This is a genomic window from Priestia sp. YIM B13552, from assembly GCF_042787775.1.
GTDB lineage: Bacteria > Bacillota > Bacilli > Bacillales > Bacillaceae_H > Priestia > Priestia megaterium_E.
Genome location: NZ_JBHZOU010000001.1, coordinates 442,412 through 464,434, shown reverse-complemented (window position 1 = coordinate 464,434; position 22,023 = coordinate 442,412). Strand labels below are relative to the sequence as shown.

Genomic DNA, 22,023 nt, shown 5'->3' with positions numbered 1-22,023 from the left:
GGAGATTGATTTAACATGGCACAAAAAACATTTACAGTAACAGCAGACTCAGGAATTCACGCACGTCCAGCAACAACTTTAGTACAAGCAGCAAGCAAATTTGATTCTGATATCAACTTAGAATTCAACGGTAAAACTGTAAACTTAAAATCAATCATGGGCGTTATGTCTTTAGGTATTCAAAAAGGCGCTACAATCACTATCTCTGCAGAAGGTTCTGACGAAGCAGATGCACTTGCTGCTCTTGAAGATACAATGAGCAAAGAAGGATTAGGCGAATAATGACAAAGGAAATTCAAGGCATTGCCGCTTCTAGCGGCATTGCTATTGCTAAAGCATTTCGTCTAGAAAATCCAGAATTAACCGTTGAAAAAAAATCAGTAACTGAAGTTGAAGCAGAAGTAGCACGTCTAGAAGCTGCGCTAGAAAAGTCAAAATCAGAACTTGAAATTATTAGAGAGCACGCTCGTAAAGAACTTGGAGATGACAAAGCAGAAATCTTTGAAGCTCACTTATTAGTTCTAAGCGATCCTGAACTTATTAATCCAATTAAAGATAAAATTACAAATGAAAATGTAAACGCTGAACATGCACTTGATGAAGTAGCGGCAATGTTTATTAATATGTTTGAGTCAATGGACAATGAATATATGAAAGAACGTGCTGCTGATATCCGTGACGTAACAAAACGTGTATTAGCTCATCTTTTAGGTGTAAACGTTTCAAATCCAAGCTTAATCTCAGAAGAAGTTGTCATTATCGCAGAAGATTTAACGCCGTCTGATACAGCACAGTTAAATCGTAAGTTCGTAAAAGGATTTACAACAGATATTGGCGGACGTACTTCTCACTCAGCAATTATGGCGCGTTCAATGGAGATTCCAGCTGTTGTAGGTACAAAAACAGTTATGGAAGACATTCAAAACGGCGTATTAGTAATTGTTGATGGTTTAGATGGCGAAGTTATCGTTGATCCAAGCGAAGAAACAGTAAAAGCTTACGAGAAAAAAGCCGCTGAGTATGCAGAACAAAAAGCTGAGTGGGCTAAGCTTGTAAATGAAAAAACGGTTTCAGCTGATGATCATCACGTTGAACTTGCAGCTAACATTGGTACACCAGAAGATGTAAAAGGCGTATTAGAAAACGGCGGCGAAGGCGTTGGCCTTTATCGTACAGAATTCTTATATATGGGCCGCGAGGATCTTCCGACGGAAGAAGAGCAGTTTACTTCTTATAAAACAGTTCTTGAACGTATGGAAGGTAAACCAGTGGTTGTTCGTACTCTTGATATTGGTGGAGACAAAGAGCTTCCTTATTTAAATCTACCAAAAGAAATGAACCCATTCTTAGGATTCCGTGCTATTCGCTTATGTCTAGAGATGCAAGACATGTTCCGTACACAGCTTCGTGCGCTTCTACGTGCAAGCGTATACGGTAATCTGAAAATTATGTTTCCTATGATTGCTACTGTTGATGAGTTCCGTCAAGCAAAAGCTATTCTTTTAGAAGAAAAAGCTAAACTTCAACAAGAAGGCGTACAAGTTTCGGAAGACATCGAAGTAGGGATGATGGTAGAGATTCCTTCCTCAGCGGTAATCGCAGATTTATTTGCTAAAGAAGTAGATTTCTTCTCTATCGGAACAAACGATTTAATTCAATACACGCTTGCAGCTGACCGCATGAATGAGCGCGTGTCTTATTTATATCAACCGTATAACCCAGCGATTCTTCGCTTGGTGAATATGGTAATCAAAGCGGCTCACAAAGAAGGTAAGTGGGTAGGCATGTGCGGAGAGATGGCAGGAGATGAGATTGCAATCCCAATTCTTTTAGGTTTAGGCTTAGATGAATTCTCAATGAGTGCAACATCTATTCTGAAAGCTCGTTCTCAAATCCGTCAATTATCAAAAGCTGATATCGAACCTCATTTAGATACAATTCTATCAATGTCTTCTACGGAAGAAGTTATTGAGTTCGTAAAATCAACTTTTCATATTGGATAATAAAAAGGTGTGATCATATATGATCACACCTTTTTTATCTTTTAAGCGAAAATAGTAGGCAGAAGCATATTCGCAAACAGCATTGTAAGAAGTGCTGCTACGATCATGCCAAGGCTAGAAAAAGTACCTTCAATTTTTCCAAATTCAAAAGCTCTTGCTGTACCTGTCCCATGAGAAGCTACTCCTAAAAGAAGACCTCTTGCTAGAGAAGAGTGCAGTGCGAGGAGCTTAATCAGTTTTGGAGCGACCATACATCCTACTACACCGGTTATAATCACAAACATAATGGTGATATTTGGATCTCCTCCTAGCGTCTGAGATACATTAACGGCAATAGGAATCGTAACCGATCTTGGAATCAAGCTATGAACCAGCGTTGATTGTAAATGAAACACTAATGCTAACAGCATGGAAGATATCATGGCAGCAAACGTGCCGAGCCCTACGCTTAAGCTGATTTCAACACGATGTTTTTTGAGTAAATCAAAATACTTAAACATAGGAACAGCAAAAGCAACGGTTGCTGGTCCAAGCATAAAGCTAATAGCACTGGCACCTTGCTTATAATGATCATAAGAGCCATTCGTTACTAATAAGATGCCAATTAAAAGAATGGGGGCTAGTAAAATAGGGGAAACTAGCATAGACTTATATTTTTTATAGAGCACTTTTGTGCCGACATAAACGAGCAGTGTAAGCGGAAGAGCAATCCATGTGAGTAATGTCATTTTAGCGAACCTTCCTTTCTTCTTGAAATATGTTCTGCAATGATTCCCGTTATAGACATCACAATAATCGTACTGATTGTGATAATAATCACAATCTGGATTCCAAAATGCATCAATACATCTCCATAATTGATGAGTCCAACGACGGCTGGTATGAAAAATAGTAATAGTTCTCCCACTAACAGTGTTCCACCTTGTTCAACCCAGCTTAATTTAATTACTTTAAAGTACAGTAAGAAAAACAGTAAGAAAAATCCGATGATACTACCTGGCACTGGGAGGTCAAACCACTGTGAAATACTTTCTCCTATTAAAAACAGAGCCGTTAGTAATAAAATCTGTAAAATCACCATAATCAGTTTCATGATTAGCCTCCTTTATTTATGTTTTTATTCATTCATTCCTAGTTTGTTGAGACAATAATGGAGTCGTCTATGCTGAAAAGACGACTCCATCATGGGAAAAGAGAAACTATTTGGATTTTGCAAATGGGGATACAACTTGAGTAAATGAATGCTACACACTTATCTTACAAAAAAACGACTATAATATGAAATATATAATAACTATGATAACTATTCTTTTTAGTTATAGTTGAAAGAAATCTCTTTACAAATGCGTTGGTAACCTTTTCAAAAAAGAGTTTGTGAAATATAAGGTCTAATTATTTAATAAAAGGCAATAAAAAAAAGAGATGGAGACATGCTTAAATCAATTCAATCTAAAGACGAACCAATGGGATAAATGATTTAGTATGAATGACTTGTCACACCGCCATGAAAAAAATCCGAACGAGTTTGATTTTCTATCAAGAATGAAACTCATTCGGATTTTTAATTAAACTACTTTTGTCTCAGCTTTGTTAAACTGTACTTTTAATATAATCAATAAAAGCCTGTGTAGCATAAGAGATATATCGATCTTTTTTAACGATTAAAGCAATTTCCCATGGAATAGCATTCTCGAGATTAATTACTTTCACATGCTCCAAATCAAGCTTTTCACATAGTGAATAAGGGAAAAGAGCAATGCCGAGATTAGCAGCTACCAGCTCTCCAATGAAGTCCCACTGAGAGCTTTTAAAAGCAATATTAGGTGTAAATCCATTTTTTAAACATTCGTTATAGACCATTTCATGCATGGTGAAGTCTTCATGAAAGGAAATAAGCGTTTCGTCTTTTAACTCTTTTAATGAAATCGTAGAATGCTGAGCCAACGGATGAGATTTATGAACAACAAGCTGCAGTGTTTCTCGGGCTAAAGGAGTCGTAAAAAACATGTGTTCATCAACGGGAAGTAAAACTACGCCCACATCCACTTCTCCTTGTTCCACAAATTTTTGCATTCTTTTAGCGCCATATTCCACTAATTGAATATGAATCTCAGGGTATTGCTCTCGAAATGCTTTAATAATAGTAGGAAAAAACAATGTACCAATAATAGGGGGAATGCCTATTTTGATGGTTCCTCTTTTTAAATGCATTAAATCATACAGGGAATCCGATAAATCTCGGAGAGAAGATAAAATGCTTTCAGCCTGCTCGTACACGATTATTCCTGCATCGGTAAGCTGAACTTGTTTGCCAGCGCGATCAAACAAAGGGGTGCCCAGCTCTTCTTCTAATGATTTAACCATTTTACTGAGAGAAGGTTGAGAAATATGCAGCGCTTCAGAAGCTCTTGTGAAATTTTTATGTTTAGCCACTTCTGTTAAGTAATGCAAATGGCGAACATCCATTTTGTATACCTCCGTGTTCATACATGCTAATTAATAAGATACACACATTCTACCACATTCACAATCAGCTCTATACCTTTCTTTCCTATCAAATAAAATGATCAGTAGAAGAGGCAGTGAATACAAAAGAAATTGCCAACAATATATATTTACACATTGTTTATTTTAGAAGTATAATATATAAATCAGTAGAACGGTTACATATCGATCACAGAATCAATCAATAAGGTGGTTAGAACGGTTGAGTAAAGCAGATGAAATAAGAGATATCGTTTATATTAATGGCCATGTAAATAAAAAATGCTTTATTACATATGGAATTGAATTTAAAGAGTTTTATCATTCCCTTCCTACGCCGCTTGCAAATATATTATTGTTAAAGCACGGTTTTGAAGACAGTGATTACCATTACCAAACCCATATGGACTACGTAGAAGAAGAACAAATTCATCTTTTAGCAGAAGATGATGTTTATAATTATGGTGACTTTTGTTGGATTGATTTTGAGGATATATCTTCGTTGGATTTGTTAGAACCTCAAGATATTGCAGCGCTGCTGTATTTAGGTCATTTAAAAAAACCGCTCAATTCGCCATTTAATAATAAACTCGGTAATCAATTTGTTTATTTAGCTCATGATGATGGATTTTATAACAAAATCTATTTTCGAGACGTATATGATATGAAGCATATTTTAAGCCGAATCATTCCGTTAAAAATGTCAGCAATTAAGCAAAAAAGATTTGTATTTAGAAGGAAGAAGTTAGAATATCCAATACTGCCGCTCGTGTTAGCAAATACGCTTCTTACTTTAACGAATGACGGTTTGTTTATTGATTTTGAACACATGGTGCAATCCCGTAGAGATATTAAAATTCCGTTGTATACAATCGGTGACTTTGACGACATGAATGAAATGTATAATGATCGGTTTGAGCACAAAGAGATGAGTAAATTGCAGGCGCATCTAGTTCTCACTCATAAAGAGCTAGAGTGGAGCATTGAAGAAGTTCAATAATCTAAAAAGAGGTTGAGACATAACTAAATGAATTCAACTTAAAGACGAACACATGAGATAGATGAGCTGGACTGCTAGAAGGAACGAAACAGATAAAACTATATTCACCATCACAAAAAAACGAACCGTTAATCAAATATGTTGATTAACGGTTCGTTTTTCACTTGGGCTAAAATACCTTTGTTCCAGCCTCTTTTTGAATAGCCGTATAAAATGGATTTTTCCATTCCATTAGTACGGCGTAGTTGTGTGAATCTTCATCTTCAATATAGTTTGCTGCGAGACCAATAGGCGTTCTGCCACAGCGCATTAAAAAGGTCATAACCGGATCGTAGAGAGTTCCGGCTGATACAACAAGGTTCATGTATTCAACAGGCGTGTACAAGGAAGACACTGATGCGTATCCAGGGATGCGGCACCCGCCGAGCAGCCTTTCTAACTTGTAATGAATCACGACTTCATATAAAGACTGCAAAAGCAGCTTCCCAAGCCCCATCGATCGATGCGAAGGAGTGACGCATACGTCCACTACATAAAGCGTATTACCAGAAGGATCGTGCGTATGAATATATCCGCTTCCTGTTACTTCATCCCATGTGTGAGCCTCATTTCCTTCCACTGAAACAATCGCGCTTGTGATAGATCCGCATATTGTCCCGTCTATCTCCACGCATAGCGCTCCATCCGGAAATAGGGAAACATGGTTATTTAACTGAGCTTTGCTCCATAATAATTCAAAAGGGAAAGGAGGGGGAAAACTTTCTTCTTGAATCCGAATCAGCTCATCGAAGTCATTTGATGTATATGATCGTACCGTACATGTTACAGGCTTATTTTGATGAAAGACAAAGCATTGCTTTTTATACACTGCTTTTTTGCCTCCTTTAAGAAATAATTTTCAGATAATTAAGTATACCATACGAAAAAAAGAAATTATTTCATATTTATTGAAGAATTTGACGAGAACGTGATAAAGTTAAAAAGATTCGAACTATTAGACGAGGTGAGAGAAATGGATGTTGAATTAAAAGGAAAAACAGCGCTTGTATTTGCGGCCAGCCAAGGGCTCGGTAAAGCGATTGCGGCCAGGCTCGCAGAAGAAGGCGCAAACGTTATGATTGCAAGTCGTTCAGAAGAGAAACTAATCCAAGTAGCGGAAGAGATTTCATATCTTGGAAGCGGACAAGTGTTACATAAAACGGCAGATGTCACGAAAACTCAAGACATTCAAGATGTTATTCAATATACAGTGGATACGTTTGGAACCATTGATATTTTAATTAATAATACAGGAGGTCCTAAAGCTGGGAACTTCCTTTCTTTAACAGATGATGATTGGAAGCATGCATTTGAGTTAAATCTCCTCAGCTATATTCGTATTATTCGTGAGGTAGTGCCCGTTATGAAAAAGAGCGGAGGGCGTATTGTCAATATTGCTTCTTCTTCCATTAAAGAGCCAATTGCTGGACTTATTCTGTCAAACACCTTCCGTACAGGAATCGTGGGGCTTACCAAAACACTTGCTTCAGAACTAGCAGAGGACGGTATCTTAATTAACACGGTTGCGCCAGGAAGAATTGCAACAGACCGAGTGAAAGAGCTAGATACCATTCGTGCTGAAAAAATGGGAGTAGATGTTTCAGAAATTGAAGAAGAGATGAGAAACCAAATTCCTCTTAAACGCTACGGTCAGCCTGAAGAGTTTGCTAAAGCCGTTGCTTTCTTTGTTTCGGGAGCGAATTCATATATGACAGGCCAGTCGTTTCTAATCGACGGAGGTATGGTAAAATCTATTTAGTTACATAGAAAAACCCTGCAGCTGCAGGGTTTTTTGTTAAATCCAAGTTGTAACTTGATCTAATGGTAAGCGATCGCTAGCGTGAGCTTCTTTAGCCGCTTTTCCAACTGAGATAAGCATAACCGGAATGTATCGATCCTCAATTTTAAATTCTTCTACAAATTTTTGAGCGTTAAATCCGCCCATTGAGCAAGTGTCTAATCCTTTTGCTTTTGCTGCAAGCATGAATGTCATAGATGCAAGAGAAGCATTCGTAAACGCTGCATCGCGGGCAAAAGCACCGTTTTTATAAGCACCGTTAATCTGTCCTGACAAAATATTTTTTACGTCTTCTGTCATGTGACCTGCTTCGACTAGTGGATTGTACACGTCATCTACATTTTTATTGGCTTCTAAATCACCTAAGACAGCTACTACAGCGCCTGCTTCTGTAATTTGTTTTTGGTTGTAAGCAATTGGAAGTAGACGTTCTTTCGCATCTTGGTCTGTAATAACAACGAAATGCCAGTGCTGTAAGTTCCAAGCTGATGGTGACTTCACTGTTGCTTCTAAAAGTTCCGTTAATTCTTCTTTGCTTAATTTAGCTGAAGAGTCATATTCTCGAATCGATGTACGTTCATTTACCACATCAAAAAAATCTTTTGTCATAATAAAAACCTCCGTTAAAAGTATGTATTTCTTTAGTGAATCGATGCACATTTTATAATGATACACTATTGAAGTCAATTTATATGCTTCTAGTATACCCGCTCTTATGTGCTGTCACTCACAAAAAAATGCATACACTTCTCACCATCGGCTTAACGTGATTGACGAGATGTAAGATAAGCTTCAATTCGATCACAGGCTTCACGCAGTGTGTTCATGGAATACGCATACGACAGGCGTACATATCCTTCACCGTGGGAAGAAAAAGCGCTGCCGGGTACTAGTGCAACACCTGCTTCTTTTACTAACTCCAGGGCAAAATCAAATGAATTGCTGTGGAAGTTCTGAATAGAAGGGAAGATATAAAAAGCACCAGTCGGCTTTTCTACGTCAAATCCCATGTTTACTAATCGGTCATACACATAATTCAGTCTTTGTTCGTATTCTTTTTTCATATCCACCGCATCGTTTTTACCTGCTGTCAGTGCCTCGAGTGCAGCTGCTTGAGAGACAGAAGAAGCACAGCTCACGTTGTATTGATGAACTTTTAAAATATGTTTGGCTAAATAAGAAGGAGCAAATAAAAGGCCAATTCGCCAGCCCGTCATGGAATGAGACTTTGATACTCCGTTAATAACAATTGTTTTCTCTCTCATAGAGGAAATGGAGGCAATGGACTGATGTTTTTTATCAAAAACGAGCTCACTGTATATTTCATCAGATAGTACAAAAATATTTTTATCGCTTAAAAGAGCGGCAATTTCTTCTAATTCTTCCTGTGACAACGTCACGCCTGTAGGATTAGACGGATAAGGTAAGATGACGCATCTTGTTTTAGACGTCAAATGTTGTTGAATTAAATCCGCTGTTAGTCGAAATCCTGTTTCGGTTGTATCAATATGTACAGGTTTAGCGCCGTTTAACCGGATAAGCGGTTCGTATCCTGGGTAAACAGGTCCAGGTAAAATAACTTCAGAATCTTCTTCTAAAATGGTGCGAAGAGCAATATCAATTGCTTGACTAGCTCCAATGGTCACAATCACTTCATCCGCTGGGTTATAGTGCAAGTCATATTTCTCTTTGACAAATTGAGCTGCTGCCTCGCGCAGTTCTATTGTTCCAGCATTGTGAGTATAAGAAGTTTGGTTACCATCAATTGCAGATTTTGCCGCTTCTTTTACATGTTGTGGTGTTAAGAAGTCAGGTTGTCCAATTGTGAGGGATAAAACATCTTGGTATTGTGAGACCATATTATAAAATGTACGTATTCCTGATAGTTCAATTTCTTTGACACGTTTATTGATTAAGTGCTCCATGGTTTCAAATCCTTCCGCGTATTTTCAACTCATTTTATCACAATGAAAATAGGTAAAAAACCACTATTTGCGCATTTTGCAAATAGTGGTTTTAAGTTAGGTGTTATATAGCTTATTATAAGCAGTTGTTAGTTCATAAAATTGTTCTTCGTCTCTGTTATCTAACGCATCGTCGATAAGAGATTTCAAATGCTGTTTATTAAAATTTGTACTCATAGTCGTTAAAATACGATCAGCTTCTTTCGCGTAATAGTGTTGGTAAGGTGTGTACTGAGATGAGTGGGAATAGTGATTCATATTTTTTCGATAAGAACTCATAACATAAACCTCCTTTTTTAAAATAAAACGCAGCTTCTATTACTTGAAATGTACCCTTTCTATATAGTTGTTAACCCTGTTTTTAGCTGCGAATGTGCTAAGGTATGTGTTAGGAAATCAGAGGTTCCTTGCTTCACGTTCAATTCTCGATTCAAAAAAATAAGCGCATAAAAAGACCTGCATATATATGCAGGTCTTGTATATTAGTCAGTGTGTATTTGGCCTTCACGCCAATAAACAGGGGAAACGTAGCCAAAATCAACTTCATGATCGTCCAATGTTACAACGCAGTGATCAGAGCCTTCTTGTTCTTTAATATCTTGATATACAGCTTCTTCTACGTTTTCAATAATGGTCATTTCATTATCGTCATTAAAAAGAATGACGGAGCCTTTCATATTACGAACACCTTCTTTTAAGATTATTCATTCACTTTGTGTAGTATAAACCGTTTTGGCTGTAGAGTCCACAGCTATCTTTGATTTCTTGTTAAAAATTTGTGAACAGGCTTTTAGGAATGAATAAGAAACCCTCTAAATAGAAGAGTAACCGACTTATCTATTCTTTCTTGAAGGGTAGCAGAGTCGGGTTGGTTGGTACACCAGTAGAGAAGTGTGCCAAAAAAGTTAAGTATAGCAATAGAAGCCATTTCTTCGGCAGGGATATCGACTATAAGTTCACCTCGGTCTTGTCCTGTTTGAAAAACTTTTGTAAAATGAGCACGCATTTTTTCAATTTGAAGAATTTCAGATTGTTGAAAGGAACTGTTGGTAATAGCAATATGAAACCAAGAACGGATTAGGTGAGGGTTCGCTTCTTCGTTTGATTGTGCTAATAATAAAAACAGTTGTTTAACAATGGCAGCAGTTGATTCTTCTGTTTGAAGGAGCTGTTCTAATTTATAGGAGATACGGTTTGTAAAATTAATTCCAAGGTAGTGAAGAACTTCTTCTTTCGTTTTGAAGTAATTAAAAAATGTTCCCTTTGCTACACCCGCTTCATGGGTAATTTGAGACACAGTCGTTTTTTGATATCCCTGCTGTTGGAATAAAGAGATAGCTGCTTTTTGGATGCGTTTTTTTGTTTCTTCTTTTTGTAATCCTCTGTTCATAAATTACACCTCGTTCGAATAGGAGTAGTCGTTTGACTCAAGTTCATAAGCTAGTATAGAGAAGTAAAGTAGAGCAAGTAAAAAACTGAGCAGAGGATGAGATGACAGAGACCGACGCTCATGTTTTTATATAGTATATAATATTCTGTTAATTCGTAAAACAATATTTTATGTATATGTTTTAGGGAAAAAGGATAACAAAATAAGAAAATTTTTCTTTACGGATATAAGAGGCGGTCACTATAATGGGAAATATGGACTATTAGATAAGCAGGTGAGATGAGAGGAGTAAGTATATGAATCCAGATAAAGGAATTTTGTTGGAAAGTGGTACAAACGAACTGGAAATTGTCGAATTTAAGGTAGGAAATGTTTGGTTTGGCATCAATGTAGTAAAAGTTAGAGAGATTATTAATCCCGTATCTATTACACCTGTTCCAAATGCGCATTCTTACATAGAAGGTATTATAGAGCTAAGAGGGGAAGTACTTCCTGTTGTTGACATAGCAAAAGCGTTAAAAATGGAGCCTTCAAATACACCGGAAAAAGATAAGTTAATTGTTACAGAGTTCAATCAGCAAAAAATTGTCTTTCATACCCATGCAGTGACGCAAATTCACCGTATTTCTTGGAAAGAAATTGAAAAGCCTTCAGATTTGTATCAAGGTTTGGAAACACAGATTACTGGAGTGGTAAAATTAAACGGTCAAATGATTCTGCTGTTAGACTTTGAAAAGTTGATTTCTGACGTGAACCCTGATGCGGGTATTAATCAGTCGAAAATAAAAAAGCTAGGGGCTAGGGAACGCTCTAATAAAAAGATTGTCGTGGCTGAAGACTCGCCGCTGCTGCGCCGAATGATTGAAGATACTCTTGCACAAGCAGGTTATGAGAACACGGAATTTTTTGAGAACGGTGAGGAAGCATGGAACTATCTAAGCTCGGTGATCGATGAAGGAGCGGAAATCAGTGATCAAGTCCAGCTGCTTATTACAGATATAGAAATGCCGCAAATGGATGGGCATCATTTAACTAAAAAAGTGAAAGAAAATCCTCAGCTTTCTATACTTCCAGTCATTATCTTCTCTTCTCTTATCACAGAAGATTTACGCCACAAGGGAAAGATGGTAGGAGCGGAAGGACAAGTAAGTAAGCCGGAAATCGGAGAGCTTGTTGAGTTGATCGATCTCTATATTTTGTAGGATCACAAAAAAGTGCCTGAAAGCAGATTGCTCCACTTCAGGCACTTTTTTTAAAAATAACTTTTACCCAGCGGTTTAAACACAGGTGCTTGCCGTTTTCTTGGAGTCGAAACAGGGCTTTTAGCCGGCTGTACGAGATGACCCGTATATTTAGATAATAAGCGCTTCGCATAAGATAATGACATAGTCGTTTTGGGATTTCGATACTGATGGTTTAAATGGCCGAGGTGTGATAACTCTTTGAAGTCTTCTTTCTTTGGAGGCATATGGAAAAAGTAGTCTCCAACTGATACAAGTACATCTGATTTTTGTTGACTTTTACCAGGGTTTGGCGAAAAGTGAAGTCCTTCTTTTTTTGCTTTTCCTTCTAAAATTAGTTGATCTAATGCAATTTTCTTTAACGTATATAACTGCTTAGGATCAGGAGCAGCTTTTGCGTGACGATTTACAGTGAAAATAGCTTGTGCAATCTCAGATACAGACGGGGTCAAAGAGCCTTGTCCATTTGCTTGAGACATACGTTCACTCCCTTTCTATCATATCAGCTGTTCAACCTATAAGGTGAAAGCTGATACGTTCATTATAGCGTGTCTTGTCCCATTTGAAAATAATTACACGAAGAAGTATTTTGGTAATTAATGAAATTTCCTATGTATAGGGTTTGTTTTGTTACGCTTCCTTATACAAGTAAAGTGGAACAGCACGCCATACTTTCTATTTTTAAAGAAATGCTGCTCACACAGTTAAACCATCATTGATTAGTAAATCCCGAACTATTGAGCCATTCGTCGAGAAGGTCGAATATAAACACCAGTCCCATTTGGCACAATTCGAGCTAGCTCATTTACTTGGGCATTATACATGCGAATGCATCCTTTGGATACGGCTTTTCCAATAGAACTTGGATCATTTGTTCCGTGAATGCCATATGACTTTTTAGACAAGCTTAGCCACATTGTGCCAAAAGGCCCCCCGGGGTTTGGCTCCCGGTTAACGATAACAAAGTCTCCAGTAGGGGTTGCGCTCAGCATTTTTCCTGCTGCAATGGGATAGACTTTTTGTATGATATTATTTTTTCGTAATTCAAGCTGTTTTTCAGCAATAAACACGTGGATCGTGTAAGGAATGAGCTCTTTATCAGGGAGGTTTGGAATGATGATTACTTGCCCAGGCTTCAGCGTGCTATGGCTTACAAAAGGATTAGCCATCCACAGGTCTTCAACCGGAATCCGGTAGTCACCTGAAACGCTTTGCCAGGTTTCACCGCGCTTTACTATATATCTCATTAGCTTCGCTCCTTTGATATATGACTATGTTGTAACAGTATACGATCGAAAAAAGTAAAAGTGACCTTTGTGAGCATAAAGTTATTTTGAAAAAGGTGTTGAAATTACATTGACTTATAAGCATGGACTGATTGATATAGGTTCAAATACGATACGCCTTGTTATTTATGAATACAAAAAAGGCAGAGGGTTTAAGCAAATTGAAAACGTGAAAGTAGCTGCACGGCTTCGAAATTATTTAAGTAAAGAAGGAGTGTTAACAGCTAAAGGAATATATACCTTGCTTGATACGCTTAAAACGTTTGGAGTTATTACCAAGCATCAGCAGCTCCCGCACGTTACCTGTGTGGCCACAGCTACCATCCGTCAAGCGGCTAATGCAAAAGAAGTTCTAGCGCTTGTAAAAAAAGAAACCGACTTTTCTATTCAACTATTGTCTGAATATGAAGAAGCGTACTACGGCTTTGTTGCCGTTATTCATTCCACTTCGATCGAAGAAGCCATTACAATTGACATTGGAGGGGGAAGTACGGAAGTTACGTATTTTCGCAATCGAGAGTTAGTGGAGTGCCACAGCTTTCCGTTCGGTGCCTTATCTCTGCGTCTAGAGTTCGTCAAAGGCAATATCCCCACTGCAGAAGAAAAAATGAAAATCCGCGATTTTGTAATCCGGCATTTCCATACTGTCCCGTGGCTTTTAAATCGCCAAGTTCCGATTGTAGCAATTGGAGGAAGTGCAAGAAGTATGGTGCAAGTGCATCAAGGTTTTATCCACTATCCTCTCGCCGGTCTGCATCAATATGAAATGAATTTAGCTGATATATTGCATGTGAAATCTGCTATAGGCTCATTGTCTTATCACAATCTTCAAAAGCTAGACCGCTTGTCAAAAGATCGTGCGGATACAATTTTGCCAGCGATTGAAGTATTTCAATCATTATATGAAACAGTGAACGCGACTCGCTTCATCTTAAGCCGCAAAGGCTTAAGAGAAGGGGTGTTATTTAAGGAAGCGTCTGATGCTAATATCCAGCCAATGTACCCCGATGTCATACAGCAAAGTTTTCAAGAAATAATGGAAGAGTTTGAAGTAAGTAAAGATTACGTCAAACAGCTTACGCGCACAGCTAGTATGATGTTTCAGCATCTTAAGGAGCAGGGACCGGTTGATTTAAAAGAGGACGACTTAGCGCTTCTTATAAAAGCTGCGCAAGTGTATGATATAGGAAAGTATATTGACGCGGAATCAAGCAGCCAGCATACGTTTTATGTGCTTGCTAATCGTACAATCGATGGTATTTCACATAGAGAACGTTTAAAGTTGGCACTTGTTTCTTCATATAAAGGGAAGTCTTCTTTTAGGCAATATGTTGCTCCTTTTAAAAAGTGGTTAACAAAAGAAGAACAAAAAAAAGTCCAGCTGCTCGGTGCGGTTTTAAAAATAGCTGACGGTTTACATGCAACAAAGCGAAATATTGTTCAACATATTGACATGAAAAGCGATGAAAACACAGTTGCGATTAAACTATTATGTACAAAAACCTTTCGTGCTGAACAATATCAGGCTGAAAAACAGAAAAAGCATCTAGAAAAAGTAGTGAAAAAAAATATTGTTCTTGAATTTACTAAGCTTTAGAATAACGCTGGATCGGTTAGAATATTCAGTATAGCTAACTAGATTAAATCCATTATCCTGGAAGGTGAGGCTAATGTTAGAAAGTAATCGCACTTATAAGCAAACCATACAAGTGGCTGATTCAGCTTATTACAATAATCGTGAATTGAGCTGGCTGGCTTTTAACAAGCGGGTGCTGGAAGAAGCAGTAGATACGAAAAATCCTTTGCTTGAGCGGTTTAAATTTCTAGGAATTTTCAGTTCAAATCTGGATGAGTTTTTTATGATTCGGGTAGCCGGATTAAAAGATCAAGTGAAAGCTGGATTTAGCAAACCTGAAAACAAAGCAGGCTTAACTCCTAAACAGCAGCTATTTTCTATCTCCAAACAAAACCACGATCTAGTCAAGCAGCAGTATGAGACGTATATTCACACACTTCTTCCCGAATTACAGAAATACGGCGTGGAAATCATTACGGTTGAAAAGCTGGAGAAATCAAATCTAGATAAGCTTGAACAGTATTTTGACGAGCAAATCTTTCCCGTATTAACTCCTATGGCTATTGATACCTACCGGCCGTTTCCCATGTTGATGAATAAAAGCTTGAACTTAGCAGTCGTCCTTTCAGAAAATTTAAATGATGAGCAGCAAATTGCCGAGATAAAAGGAAGGTTAGCTATCGTTCAAGTACCTTCGATGCTAACGCGCTATATTGAAATAGCCACGTCAGATTCTACCCGTCTATTTGTATTGCTAGAGGATGTAATTGCCTATTTTATTAAAAAGTTGTTTAAGGGATACCGCGTTTCTTCCGTTTCTCGATTTCGAATTACCCGCAACGCAGATATGACTATTCACGAAGAAGACGCTCAAGATTTACTAAAAGAAATTGAAGAAGAGTTACAGAAGCGAAAATGGGGAGCGGCTGTTCGGCTTGAGATTAAGAGTCCATATGACCAGGGTGTACTAGCGTATTTAAAGTCAGTACTTGAAATTGACGATGAAGATGTGTATGAGATCGAAGGACAGCTGGATTTAACCAGTTTATTTTCGTTTTATAGATTACTTAAATCTACGCATGAAGAGTTGGCTGAAAAAGCCTTTATTCCCAAGCTTACAACAGAGTTACACCCGGATCAAAATGTTTTCGACCAAATGGTTCAAAGAGATATTTTGCTTCACCATCCTTATGAATCGTTTAAGCCGGTACTTGATTTTGTCAACGGTGCAGCAGACGATGAAAATGTGCTCGCTATTAAGCAAACGTTATACAGGGTAAGCGGAGATTCTCCCGTTATTAAAGCATTAAAACGAGCGGCTGCAAAAGGTAAGCAAGTGACGGTACTAGTTGAATTAAAGGCGAGGTTTGATGAAGAGAATAATGTGCAATGGGCTAAAGAGCTAGAGCGGGCAGGGTGCCACGTGATATATGGAATGACTCATTTAAAAACGCATGGTAAAATTACGCTTGTGGTGAGAAGAGAAGGAGAGCATATTAAACGATTTGTTCATCTTGGTACTGGGAATTACAACGATGCGACGGCAAAGATCTATACGGATATAAGTCTTTTTACTGTCAACCGAAACATCGGGATAGATGCGGCCAATTTTTTTAATTACTTAAGTGGCTATACGCAAAAACCAGTATATCATCATTTATCCGTTGCACCATTTGATATAAGAAACGATTTTTTGCATCTCATTGATCAGGAAATCCATTATCACAGACGGTATGGAAACGGAAGAATCATTGGAAAAATGAACTCGTTGACGGATAAGGTTTTAATTATGAAGCTATATGAAGCTTCTATAGCTGGTGTGACAATCGAACTCATTGTTAGAGGAGCGTGCTGCTTGCGCCCTCAAATTCAAGGCGTTAGCGAGAATATAAGAGTAAGAAGCATTGTCGGACGATTTTTAGAGCATAGCCGAATCTATTATTTTCATCATAATAAACAGGAAAAGTTTTTCTTTTCATCTGCAGATATGATGACAAGAAATATGGTGAAACGAGTAGAAATTTTATTTCCTATCTTGGATACACATTTGAAAAAAAAAGTGTGGAAGTGGCTTGAAGTTATGCTTGCTGATAATGTAAAAGCACGAGAACAAGATCAAGAAGGGAATTATCATTACGTCATAAAAAAAGAACATGAGCTCTCTATTAATAGTCAAGAGATCTTTTGTCAATATGCTCTTTGCGACAATCAAGAATAACATAAAAAAAGCCGAATACTCGGCTTTTTAGTGATGTTATTATCTAGGAATGGGACCAACAGGACCGTATCCAGGTCCGTAGTATGTGTTATAAACAGGAGCACCGCCTCCATAGCCGGCACCAGGGTAGCCTCCTCCAGGAAATCCACCGCCGTAAAATGGAACTGGATAAGGATAAGGTGGTGGACAGCACCCAGGTCTGCCTCCAAAACCGCCAACAGCTAGTCCGCCAAGCAGCCCACCAGCTAAGCCAGCAACAAAAGGAAATCCAAAAAAGCGCTCGTCACCATTTGGAATATTACGATATCCTGTATAGGGATATTGATAGTACATAATTTAACCTCCTTGTCAGTTGTCTTTGTAGTGTATGGCTGAACGGAAGCTTTTGAGCCTGGTTTATTTCTTTAAGACTAGAATTAGGCGGTCATGATCAGCTAAAAAAAGACAAAAAACATAAAAACGCCCTTACGGGGCGTTTTTATGTTGATTGCAAGGTGAAAAGCGTAATTTCAGGCGTAGCTAAAAAACGAAAAGGAATGCGAGTGGTTCCTAAGCCTCTATTCACATAAAGCTTCATTTTAGAATCTCCAACTTCGTACATTCCTTCAGGGTAAACCGTCCCAAAGGGCGGTGTAATCAAAGGACCGTAAAAAGGAATTTGAATTTGGCCTCCATGACTATGGCCGGAGAGCTGAAGATCCACTGGAAAAGGAGCTGCTTTGACAGCAACGTCAGGTTCATGAATCATAGCAATAGAAAAAATGTCCGGCTGTAATTGCCCTAGCGTTCCTTCATATTGTGGGTTCCCAAGCATAATATCATCGAGTCCACAAATATGAATGTAGCTTTTATCGGGCATGGACACCGTGTCAACTTCATTTACTAAAAGTCTAAATCCTGCGTCTTCAATGGCTTGTTTGTAGATATTTGTTCCATATCCCCCGTGATCATGATTACCATATATAGCATATTTTCCAAGAGGAGCCTGAAGCCTCTGTAAAATCGGAGGAATTCTTTCTGGATGCGGGTATTCATTAGGTACATCCATTAAATCTCCGGTAAATAATATAATAGTAGGCTTCAAATTATTTATGGTCACCATAAGCTGTTCTAGTTGTAATAAATCATAAGAGAGTCCAAGATGAATATCACTAAATTGTAAAATTTTTATTCCGTTAAAGCTTTTCGGAATGTTTTTAGAAGTAATTGTATGACGAACAATTTGCAGACGTCTAGGCTCAATATATTTGGCATATGTATACCCAAAAGACGTGGTGAGCAAAGACCCTAACGAAATAGACGCTAGTCCTTTCAAAAAAGATCGTCTTGTATACGTCTTTTTCATGCAAAATCAACCTATTCCTTATAGTTTTCAAGTTTTCATTATAGCATTGTTTTTTTTATCATCACAACGAGAAGTCTGCTTTTAAGTTAAATGGATAAAAGTTTCACTTTATTCAGAAAAAATAGTAAAATGATAGTTGTAAAACACTTATGTTTTGGGGAGGAATATAAATTGAAGAACAAGGTCGTAATTGTTACTGGCGGTTCAAGCGGAATGGGAAAACATATGGCGAAGCGATTTGCAGAACAAGGTGCTCATGTGGTAATCACAGGTAGGTCAGCCGATCGATTACAAGAGACAGAAAATGAAATTAAAACGTTTGATGGACAGGTACTTTCAGTGGTAATGGATGTACGCAATCCAGAAGATGTAGAACGAATGGTTCAAGAAACGGACAAGGCATTTGGCCAAATTGATTTTTTAGTTAATAACGCTGCAGGCAATTTTATATGTGCAGCTGAAGACTTATCCATTAATGGATGGAACAGCGTAATTAATATCGTATTAAATGGTACATTTTATTGCAGTTCCGCAGTCGGGAAATATTGGATCGATAAAGGTACAAAAGGGGCCATTACAAACATTGTGGCTACATATGCATGGAATGCAGGAGCAGGTGTTATTCATTCAGCTTGTGCCAAGTCAGGAGTTTTAACCATGACGCGCACGCTCGCGGTAGAGTGGGGAAAGAAATATGGTATACGGGTAAATGCGATTGCACCGGGGCCGATCGAGCGAACAGGAGGAGCCGATAAATTATTTGAATCAGAAAAAATGAAAGCGCGTACATTGAATTCTGTACCACTAGGACGCCTTGGAACTCCTGAGGAAATAGCAGGATTAGCCAGTTTCTTATTCTCCGATGAAGCATCTTATATCAATGGGGAATGCATCACAATGGACGGGGGACAGTGGCTAAATCAGCATCCTTTTTAAGGTTGGATACGCACTAAAAAGTACAAAGCAAACCGAGAAGGGCTAGCAAAATTATGCTATTCGTATTATACTAACGTAAAGTGAACAAGGAGAGGGGAGAGTTGAGTGGACCCGTTAGATGTATTAACAAACATAGAGAAAACTCTTCCGTATTATCAAGCAATTTTTAGTGCAGATGGACATAGAGTAATTGGCTATGAAGTGTTGGCGAGGTTTCAAAATGAAGGGGAAATTGAAAGTCTCGGCCCATTCTTTCATGATGATGCGATTCCGGATGAATATCGCATAGAAGTTGATTATGCTGTTTTAACGCAAGCGCTCGAGCATATGTTGACCCAGGAAGAACAATTTTTAATTTTTATTAATCAGAACCCTAATTTATTAATGAACGATCATGGAGAATCCTTGCTAGAATTATTGCAACTTTTCGAAAATAAAGGATTATCGCTTGATCGAATTGTTCTCGAAATTACAGAACACAATTTTAGTGGAGATTTGGAATCACTTCAACACTTACTAAAGTATTATCAAACATATGGTATTAAGATTGCAATTGATAATATAGGAAAAGAAAGTAGTAATCTAGACAGGATTGGGTTGCTTTCACCAGATATCTTAAAAGTAGATTTACATATTCTGAGACAAACGGACATGGCGCAGTCGTATCAAGACGTATTGTATTCTTTATCTCTGTTAGCAAGAAAAATGGGTGCTACGCTTCTATACGAAGATATAGAAGCCTCCTATCAGCTGCAATATGCATGGAGAAACGGAGGCAGGTATTTTCAAGGTTATTATTTACATAAGCCGGCTGCTGAACTTGTCGATCCGAACATCTTAAAGGATAAACTAAAGGAACGTTTTGAAATGTATATCGCTCACGAAAAGAAAAAGCTGCTTGCTGTTTACCAGCTGACAGAACGCTTTCAAGATAAAATGCAGCAGGTAATGACAAAGTGCAGAAAGTTAGAAACGTATGACGATATGCTGCCTGTTATTGCAGAAGAACTATCCAACGTGTGTTTTCGTCTTTACATCTGCGATGAAAATGGATTTCAAAAGTCTTCTAACTATGTAAAGAAAAACGAGGATTGGATTCTTGAACCTGAATATGTAAAGAAAAATTGGAGCTGGCGCCCATATTTTCTTGAGAATATTATTCGAATGAGCTATGAAAAAAAAGGCATATTATCAGATTTGTATAATGATATTGAAACAGGTGAGAATATCCGAACTTTTTCGTATCCGATTGATAATATGCACTATATATTCCTTGATATTTCATATTCTTTTTTATACGAAAGAGACGTTTTGTAGAGAATAAATAAGTTGAAGTTAAACCGGCAACCAGCAAAAGTGGTTGCCGTTTTTTTATGTTTTTTTAGAGGAGAACGACAGTCGGTTATAGAGATATGCATAGGTAAAGAAAATTTCGGAATTCTAATAAAAAAGAAGTTAAGGAGCTGATTTAATTTGAAGAAAATATGCTTACTTGTCTTTTTGCTGATTGTCTTGTACTCAGGAAAGTCTGTTCATGCAGAAGTATCAGGAGAGATTAGGCATGAAATCTTTATAAATTTGCAGGACGCTTATCAGGCTCAGCTAAGAGCTGCGTCTGCTCATACTAATCAAGACGCTGTTCGTGAGCTGAAATTGTTTTTAGATGATGAGTATGCATCTGTGTTTTTTAATGAGGCTCTCTTACAAAAAGCTCAAGGGTATGTCGGAGAGGGACCTGAATATTTAACACACTACATCCCTTTCTTTTCTTTCGATGAACAAACGAAGGTAGCTCTTCATTCCGACCAAAACAAAGCTTATGTCTATCAATTTTTTCCGGCTGTGCATAATGAACGGGTAAAATACCAAGATCATTACGAAATGATCACGTTAGTAAAAAAACAAGGGAAATGGAAAGTGCAAAAGTTTATATATAGTAAGTAACACTCAAAATAGCCAAGAAAAGCTTATTTTGAGTGTTTCGGTTACCCGATGTTAAGAAGCTTCTCAAGCGCTTGAAGGTCAAATCCTCTGATAATTTCCTGGTCAACACGAATGGTCGGAGTGGAATAAGACTCTAACTCAGTAGTCATTCGTTTTCGAGCAGAAGCATCTTTAGATACGTCAAATTCTTTATAGGAAACGTGATGATGCTGTAAAAACTGTTTAACAATTTCGCAAGGTGGGCAAGCTGGTTGTGTGTACAACTCTATAGATCTCAATGAAAGCACCTCCCTATATTAAAATGAATGGTGTTAAAGTAGAATGAAGTTTTGTATGATACATAGTATATCGCTATGTTATTATAATAAAAAACGACATATATCGCTATAATAAGGCATTTTCTTATGAAAAATCACGTAAAGTACTTGTGTTTTTTTAGTATGTGGCATATAGTGAAATGGTGTCTTTTAAGTATTAGTTTAGATAAAGTATTTATTTGAATTGATATTGTAGAAAAGTCGAATGCGTAATGATGTAATAGGTGAAAGGAGAGATTATATGTCACAATTACAAGGTATTTTAACTCGTCTTGTGAATCTCCGTGAGCAAGCAAGTGGAAGTGAAGCGCCACAACGCTTCTTCGAAGTAGAGGGAAAAAGAATTTGCAGCGTGAAATATCATGCAAAAACTGAAACATACGAACTTGAAGTATATCAAGATGGTGAAAAGCCAGCCGTTTATCAATTTGATAACGTTGATATGATTGCAATTGAGATTTTTGAACTTATTCATTAAGGGA

25 protein-coding genes are annotated in these 22,023 nt (G+C 37.7%); 11 read left to right on the top strand and 14 right to left on the bottom strand.

Annotation, left to right across the window (positions count from 1 at the left end; genetic code table 11):
- Positions 1–15: 15 nt before the first annotated feature.
- Together ACFX40_RS02360 and ptsP are read left to right on the top strand one after the other, a co-directional pair.
- Positions 16–282: a phosphocarrier protein HPr gene (locus ACFX40_RS02360; RefSeq protein WP_013056011.1), complete on the top strand. Its 267-nt coding sequence runs from the start codon at positions 16–18 to the stop codon at positions 280–282.
- Positions 282–2,003, top strand: coding sequence for a phosphoenolpyruvate--protein phosphotransferase (gene ptsP, locus ACFX40_RS02355; protein WP_013082261.1), 1,722 nt, complete (start codon positions 282–284; stop codon positions 2,001–2,003). Before ACFX40_RS02360 ends, ptsP begins: the two co-directional genes overlap by 1 nt.
- A gap of 41 nt (positions 2,004–2,044) precedes the next feature.
- On the opposite strand, the gene ACFX40_RS02350 is transcribed toward ptsP, so the two are convergent.
- From ACFX40_RS02350 to ACFX40_RS02340, 3 genes are all read right to left on the bottom strand, one after another.
- Positions 2,045–2,731, bottom strand: a complete 687-nt coding sequence (locus ACFX40_RS02350; protein ID WP_013056013.1) for an LrgB family protein — start codon at positions 2,729–2,731, stop codon at positions 2,045–2,047.
- On the bottom strand, positions 2,728–3,096 hold the full coding sequence (locus ACFX40_RS02345; protein WP_013082263.1) for a CidA/LrgA family holin-like protein: 369 nt from the start codon (positions 3,094–3,096) through the stop codon (positions 2,728–2,730). Before ACFX40_RS02345 ends, ACFX40_RS02350 begins: the two co-directional genes overlap by 4 nt.
- Positions 3,097–3,593: 497 nt before the next feature.
- Positions 3,594–4,469, bottom strand: coding sequence for a LysR family transcriptional regulator (locus tag ACFX40_RS02340; protein ID WP_028407921.1), 876 nt, complete (start codon positions 4,467–4,469; stop codon positions 3,594–3,596).
- 241 nt (positions 4,470–4,710) lie between these two features.
- Here ACFX40_RS02340 and ACFX40_RS02335 point away from each other — a divergent pair, with 241 nt between their 5' ends.
- Positions 4,711–5,487 carry a hypothetical protein gene (locus ACFX40_RS02335; protein WP_034275587.1) on the top strand — a complete coding sequence of 259 codons (777 nt, stop codon included), beginning with the start codon at positions 4,711–4,713 and terminating at the stop codon, positions 5,485–5,487.
- Between the two features lie 169 nt (positions 5,488–5,656).
- Here ACFX40_RS02335 and ACFX40_RS02330 read toward each other — a convergent pair whose 3' ends face one another.
- The gene (locus ACFX40_RS02330) at positions 5,657–6,355 is read right to left on the bottom strand and encodes a GNAT family N-acetyltransferase (RefSeq protein WP_377253976.1); all 699 of its coding nucleotides are present in this window, start codon (positions 6,353–6,355) and stop codon (positions 5,657–5,659) included.
- Between the two features lie 144 nt (positions 6,356–6,499).
- On the opposite strand from ACFX40_RS02330, the gene ACFX40_RS02325 reads away from it, so the two are divergent.
- On the top strand, positions 6,500–7,285 hold the full coding sequence (locus ACFX40_RS02325; protein WP_028407924.1) for an SDR family oxidoreductase: 786 nt from the start codon (positions 6,500–6,502) through the stop codon (positions 7,283–7,285).
- 36 nt (positions 7,286–7,321) lie between these two features.
- Here the strand turns inward: ACFX40_RS02325 and ACFX40_RS02320 are convergent, their stop codons facing one another.
- The 5 genes from ACFX40_RS02320 to ACFX40_RS02300 all read right to left on the bottom strand — a co-directional run bounded on the left by ACFX40_RS02320 (position 7,322) and on the right by ACFX40_RS02300 (position 10,678).
- Positions 7,322–7,933, bottom strand: coding sequence for a nitroreductase family protein (locus ACFX40_RS02320; protein WP_025749407.1), 612 nt, complete (start codon positions 7,931–7,933; stop codon positions 7,322–7,324).
- A 152-nt stretch (positions 7,934–8,085) separates the two neighbouring features.
- Positions 8,086–9,249 (bottom strand): aminotransferase A, encoded by a 1,164-nt coding sequence (locus tag ACFX40_RS02315; RefSeq protein WP_028407925.1) that lies wholly within the window; start codon positions 9,247–9,249, stop codon positions 8,086–8,088.
- 96 nt (positions 9,250–9,345) lie between these two features.
- The gene (locus tag ACFX40_RS02310; protein WP_028407926.1) at positions 9,346–9,567 is read right to left on the bottom strand and encodes an IDEAL domain-containing protein; all 222 of its coding nucleotides are present in this window, start codon (positions 9,565–9,567) and stop codon (positions 9,346–9,348) included.
- A 203-nt stretch (positions 9,568–9,770) separates the two neighbouring features.
- Complete coding sequence (locus tag ACFX40_RS02305; RefSeq protein WP_013056022.1) at positions 9,771–9,965, bottom strand: hypothetical protein; 195 nt, start codon at positions 9,963–9,965, stop codon at positions 9,771–9,773.
- A gap of 113 nt (positions 9,966–10,078) precedes the next feature.
- Positions 10,079–10,678, bottom strand: a complete 600-nt coding sequence (locus ACFX40_RS02300) for a TetR/AcrR family transcriptional regulator (RefSeq protein WP_013082269.1) — start codon at positions 10,676–10,678, stop codon at positions 10,079–10,081.
- Between the two features lie 296 nt (positions 10,679–10,974).
- On the opposite strand from ACFX40_RS02300, the gene ACFX40_RS02295 reads away from it, so the two are divergent.
- Positions 10,975–11,880, top strand: coding sequence for a chemotaxis protein (locus ACFX40_RS02295; protein ID WP_098248373.1), 906 nt, complete (start codon positions 10,975–10,977; stop codon positions 11,878–11,880).
- 50 nt (positions 11,881–11,930) lie between these two features.
- Here ACFX40_RS02295 and ACFX40_RS02290 read toward each other — a convergent pair whose 3' ends face one another.
- Both ACFX40_RS02290 and ACFX40_RS02285 read right to left on the bottom strand, forming a co-directional pair.
- Positions 11,931–12,398 carry a YkyB family protein gene (locus ACFX40_RS02290; RefSeq protein ID WP_013056025.1) on the bottom strand — a complete coding sequence of 156 codons (468 nt, stop codon included), beginning with the start codon at positions 12,396–12,398 and terminating at the stop codon, positions 11,931–11,933.
- 255 nt (positions 12,399–12,653) lie between these two features.
- Positions 12,654–13,166 carry a L,D-transpeptidase family protein gene (locus ACFX40_RS02285; RefSeq protein ID WP_050689400.1) on the bottom strand — a complete coding sequence of 171 codons (513 nt, stop codon included), beginning with the start codon at positions 13,164–13,166 and terminating at the stop codon, positions 12,654–12,656.
- Positions 13,167–13,275: 109 nt separating this feature from the next.
- Here ACFX40_RS02285 and ACFX40_RS02280 point away from each other — a divergent pair, with 109 nt between their 5' ends.
- Together ACFX40_RS02280 and ACFX40_RS02275 are read left to right on the top strand one after the other, a co-directional pair.
- Complete coding sequence (locus ACFX40_RS02280) at positions 13,276–14,802, top strand: Ppx/GppA family phosphatase (protein ID WP_098333601.1); 1,527 nt, start codon at positions 13,276–13,278, stop codon at positions 14,800–14,802.
- A 73-nt stretch (positions 14,803–14,875) separates the two neighbouring features.
- The gene (locus tag ACFX40_RS02275; protein WP_098248371.1) at positions 14,876–16,999 is read left to right on the top strand and encodes an RNA degradosome polyphosphate kinase; all 2,124 of its coding nucleotides are present in this window, start codon (positions 14,876–14,878) and stop codon (positions 16,997–16,999) included.
- Between the two features lie 39 nt (positions 17,000–17,038).
- On the opposite strand, the gene ACFX40_RS02270 is transcribed toward ACFX40_RS02275, so the two are convergent.
- The gene (locus tag ACFX40_RS02270) at positions 17,039–17,332 is read right to left on the bottom strand and encodes a hypothetical protein (protein WP_013082274.1); all 294 of its coding nucleotides are present in this window, start codon (positions 17,330–17,332) and stop codon (positions 17,039–17,041) included.
- A gap of 145 nt (positions 17,333–17,477) precedes the next feature.
- Positions 17,478–18,344 carry a metallophosphoesterase gene (locus ACFX40_RS02265; RefSeq protein WP_013082275.1) on the bottom strand — a complete coding sequence of 289 codons (867 nt, stop codon included), beginning with the start codon at positions 18,342–18,344 and terminating at the stop codon, positions 17,478–17,480.
- A 171-nt stretch (positions 18,345–18,515) separates the two neighbouring features.
- Here ACFX40_RS02265 and fadH point away from each other — a divergent pair, with 171 nt between their 5' ends.
- The 3 genes from fadH to ACFX40_RS02250 all read left to right on the top strand — a co-directional run bounded on the left by fadH (position 18,516) and on the right by ACFX40_RS02250 (position 21,224).
- Complete coding sequence (gene fadH, locus ACFX40_RS02260; RefSeq protein ID WP_028407931.1) at positions 18,516–19,280, top strand: 2,4-dienoyl-CoA reductase; 765 nt, start codon at positions 18,516–18,518, stop codon at positions 19,278–19,280.
- A 105-nt stretch (positions 19,281–19,385) separates the two neighbouring features.
- Complete coding sequence (locus ACFX40_RS02255) at positions 19,386–20,597, top strand: EAL domain-containing protein (protein WP_013056032.1); 1,212 nt, start codon at positions 19,386–19,388, stop codon at positions 20,595–20,597.
- Between the two features lie 156 nt (positions 20,598–20,753).
- On the top strand, positions 20,754–21,224 hold the full coding sequence (locus tag ACFX40_RS02250; RefSeq protein WP_060746737.1) for a DUF3993 domain-containing protein: 471 nt from the start codon (positions 20,754–20,756) through the stop codon (positions 21,222–21,224).
- 41 nt (positions 21,225–21,265) lie between these two features.
- On the opposite strand, the gene ACFX40_RS02245 is transcribed toward ACFX40_RS02250, so the two are convergent.
- Entirely contained in the window at positions 21,266–21,502 is a 237-nt protein-coding gene (locus tag ACFX40_RS02245) for a glutaredoxin domain-containing protein (RefSeq protein WP_013056034.1), read from the bottom strand.
- 280 nt (positions 21,503–21,782) lie between these two features.
- Here ACFX40_RS02245 and ACFX40_RS02240 point away from each other — a divergent pair, with 280 nt between their 5' ends.
- Complete coding sequence (locus ACFX40_RS02240; RefSeq protein ID WP_013056035.1) at positions 21,783–22,019, top strand: YkuJ family protein; 237 nt, start codon at positions 21,783–21,785, stop codon at positions 22,017–22,019.
- The last annotated feature ends 4 nt before the right edge of the window (positions 22,020–22,023 follow it).

Excerpts from the sequence above, each read along its gene's own strand:
- ACFX40_RS02360 (WP_013056011.1), top strand. The coding sequence starts at position 16 with ATGGCACAAAAAACATTTACAGTAACAGCAGACTCAGGAATTCACGCA.
- ptsP (WP_013082261.1), top strand. The coding sequence starts at position 282 with ATGACAAAGGAAATTCAAGGCATTGCCGCTTCTAGCGGCATTGCTATT.
- ACFX40_RS02350 (WP_013056013.1), bottom strand. The coding sequence starts at position 2,731 with ATGACATTACTCACATGGATTGCTCTTCCGCTTACACTGCTCGTTTAT.
- ACFX40_RS02345 (WP_013082263.1), bottom strand. The coding sequence starts at position 3,096 with ATGAAACTGATTATGGTGATTTTACAGATTTTATTACTAACGGCTCTG.
- ACFX40_RS02340 (WP_028407921.1), bottom strand. The coding sequence starts at position 4,469 with ATGGATGTTCGCCATTTGCATTACTTAACAGAAGTGGCTAAACATAAA.
- ACFX40_RS02325 (WP_028407924.1), top strand. The coding sequence starts at position 6,500 with ATGGATGTTGAATTAAAAGGAAAAACAGCGCTTGTATTTGCGGCCAGC.
- ACFX40_RS02320 (WP_025749407.1), bottom strand. The coding sequence starts at position 7,933 with ATGACAAAAGATTTTTTTGATGTGGTAAATGAACGTACATCGATTCGA.
- ACFX40_RS02315 (WP_028407925.1), bottom strand. The coding sequence starts at position 9,249 with ATGGAGCACTTAATCAATAAACGTGTCAAAGAAATTGAACTATCAGGA.
- ACFX40_RS02310 (WP_028407926.1), bottom strand. The coding sequence starts at position 9,567 with ATGAGTTCTTATCGAAAAAATATGAATCACTATTCCCACTCATCTCAG.
- ACFX40_RS02305 (WP_013056022.1), bottom strand. The coding sequence starts at position 9,965 with ATGAAAGGCTCCGTCATTCTTTTTAATGACGATAATGAAATGACCATT.
- ACFX40_RS02300 (WP_013082269.1), bottom strand. The coding sequence starts at position 10,678 with ATGAACAGAGGATTACAAAAAGAAGAAACAAAAAAACGCATCCAAAAA.
- ACFX40_RS02295 (WP_098248373.1), top strand. The coding sequence starts at position 10,975 with ATGAATCCAGATAAAGGAATTTTGTTGGAAAGTGGTACAAACGAACTG.
- ACFX40_RS02290 (WP_013056025.1), bottom strand. The coding sequence starts at position 12,398 with ATGTCTCAAGCAAATGGACAAGGCTCTTTGACCCCGTCTGTATCTGAG.
- ACFX40_RS02285 (WP_050689400.1), bottom strand. The coding sequence starts at position 13,166 with ATGAGATATATAGTAAAGCGCGGTGAAACCTGGCAAAGCGTTTCAGGT.
- ACFX40_RS02275 (WP_098248371.1), top strand. The coding sequence starts at position 14,876 with ATGTTAGAAAGTAATCGCACTTATAAGCAAACCATACAAGTGGCTGAT.
- ACFX40_RS02270 (WP_013082274.1), bottom strand. The coding sequence starts at position 17,332 with ATGTACTATCAATATCCCTATACAGGATATCGTAATATTCCAAATGGT.
- ACFX40_RS02265 (WP_013082275.1), bottom strand. The coding sequence starts at position 18,344 with ATGAAAAAGACGTATACAAGACGATCTTTTTTGAAAGGACTAGCGTCT.
- ACFX40_RS02240 (WP_013056035.1), top strand. The coding sequence starts at position 21,783 with ATGTCACAATTACAAGGTATTTTAACTCGTCTTGTGAATCTCCGTGAG.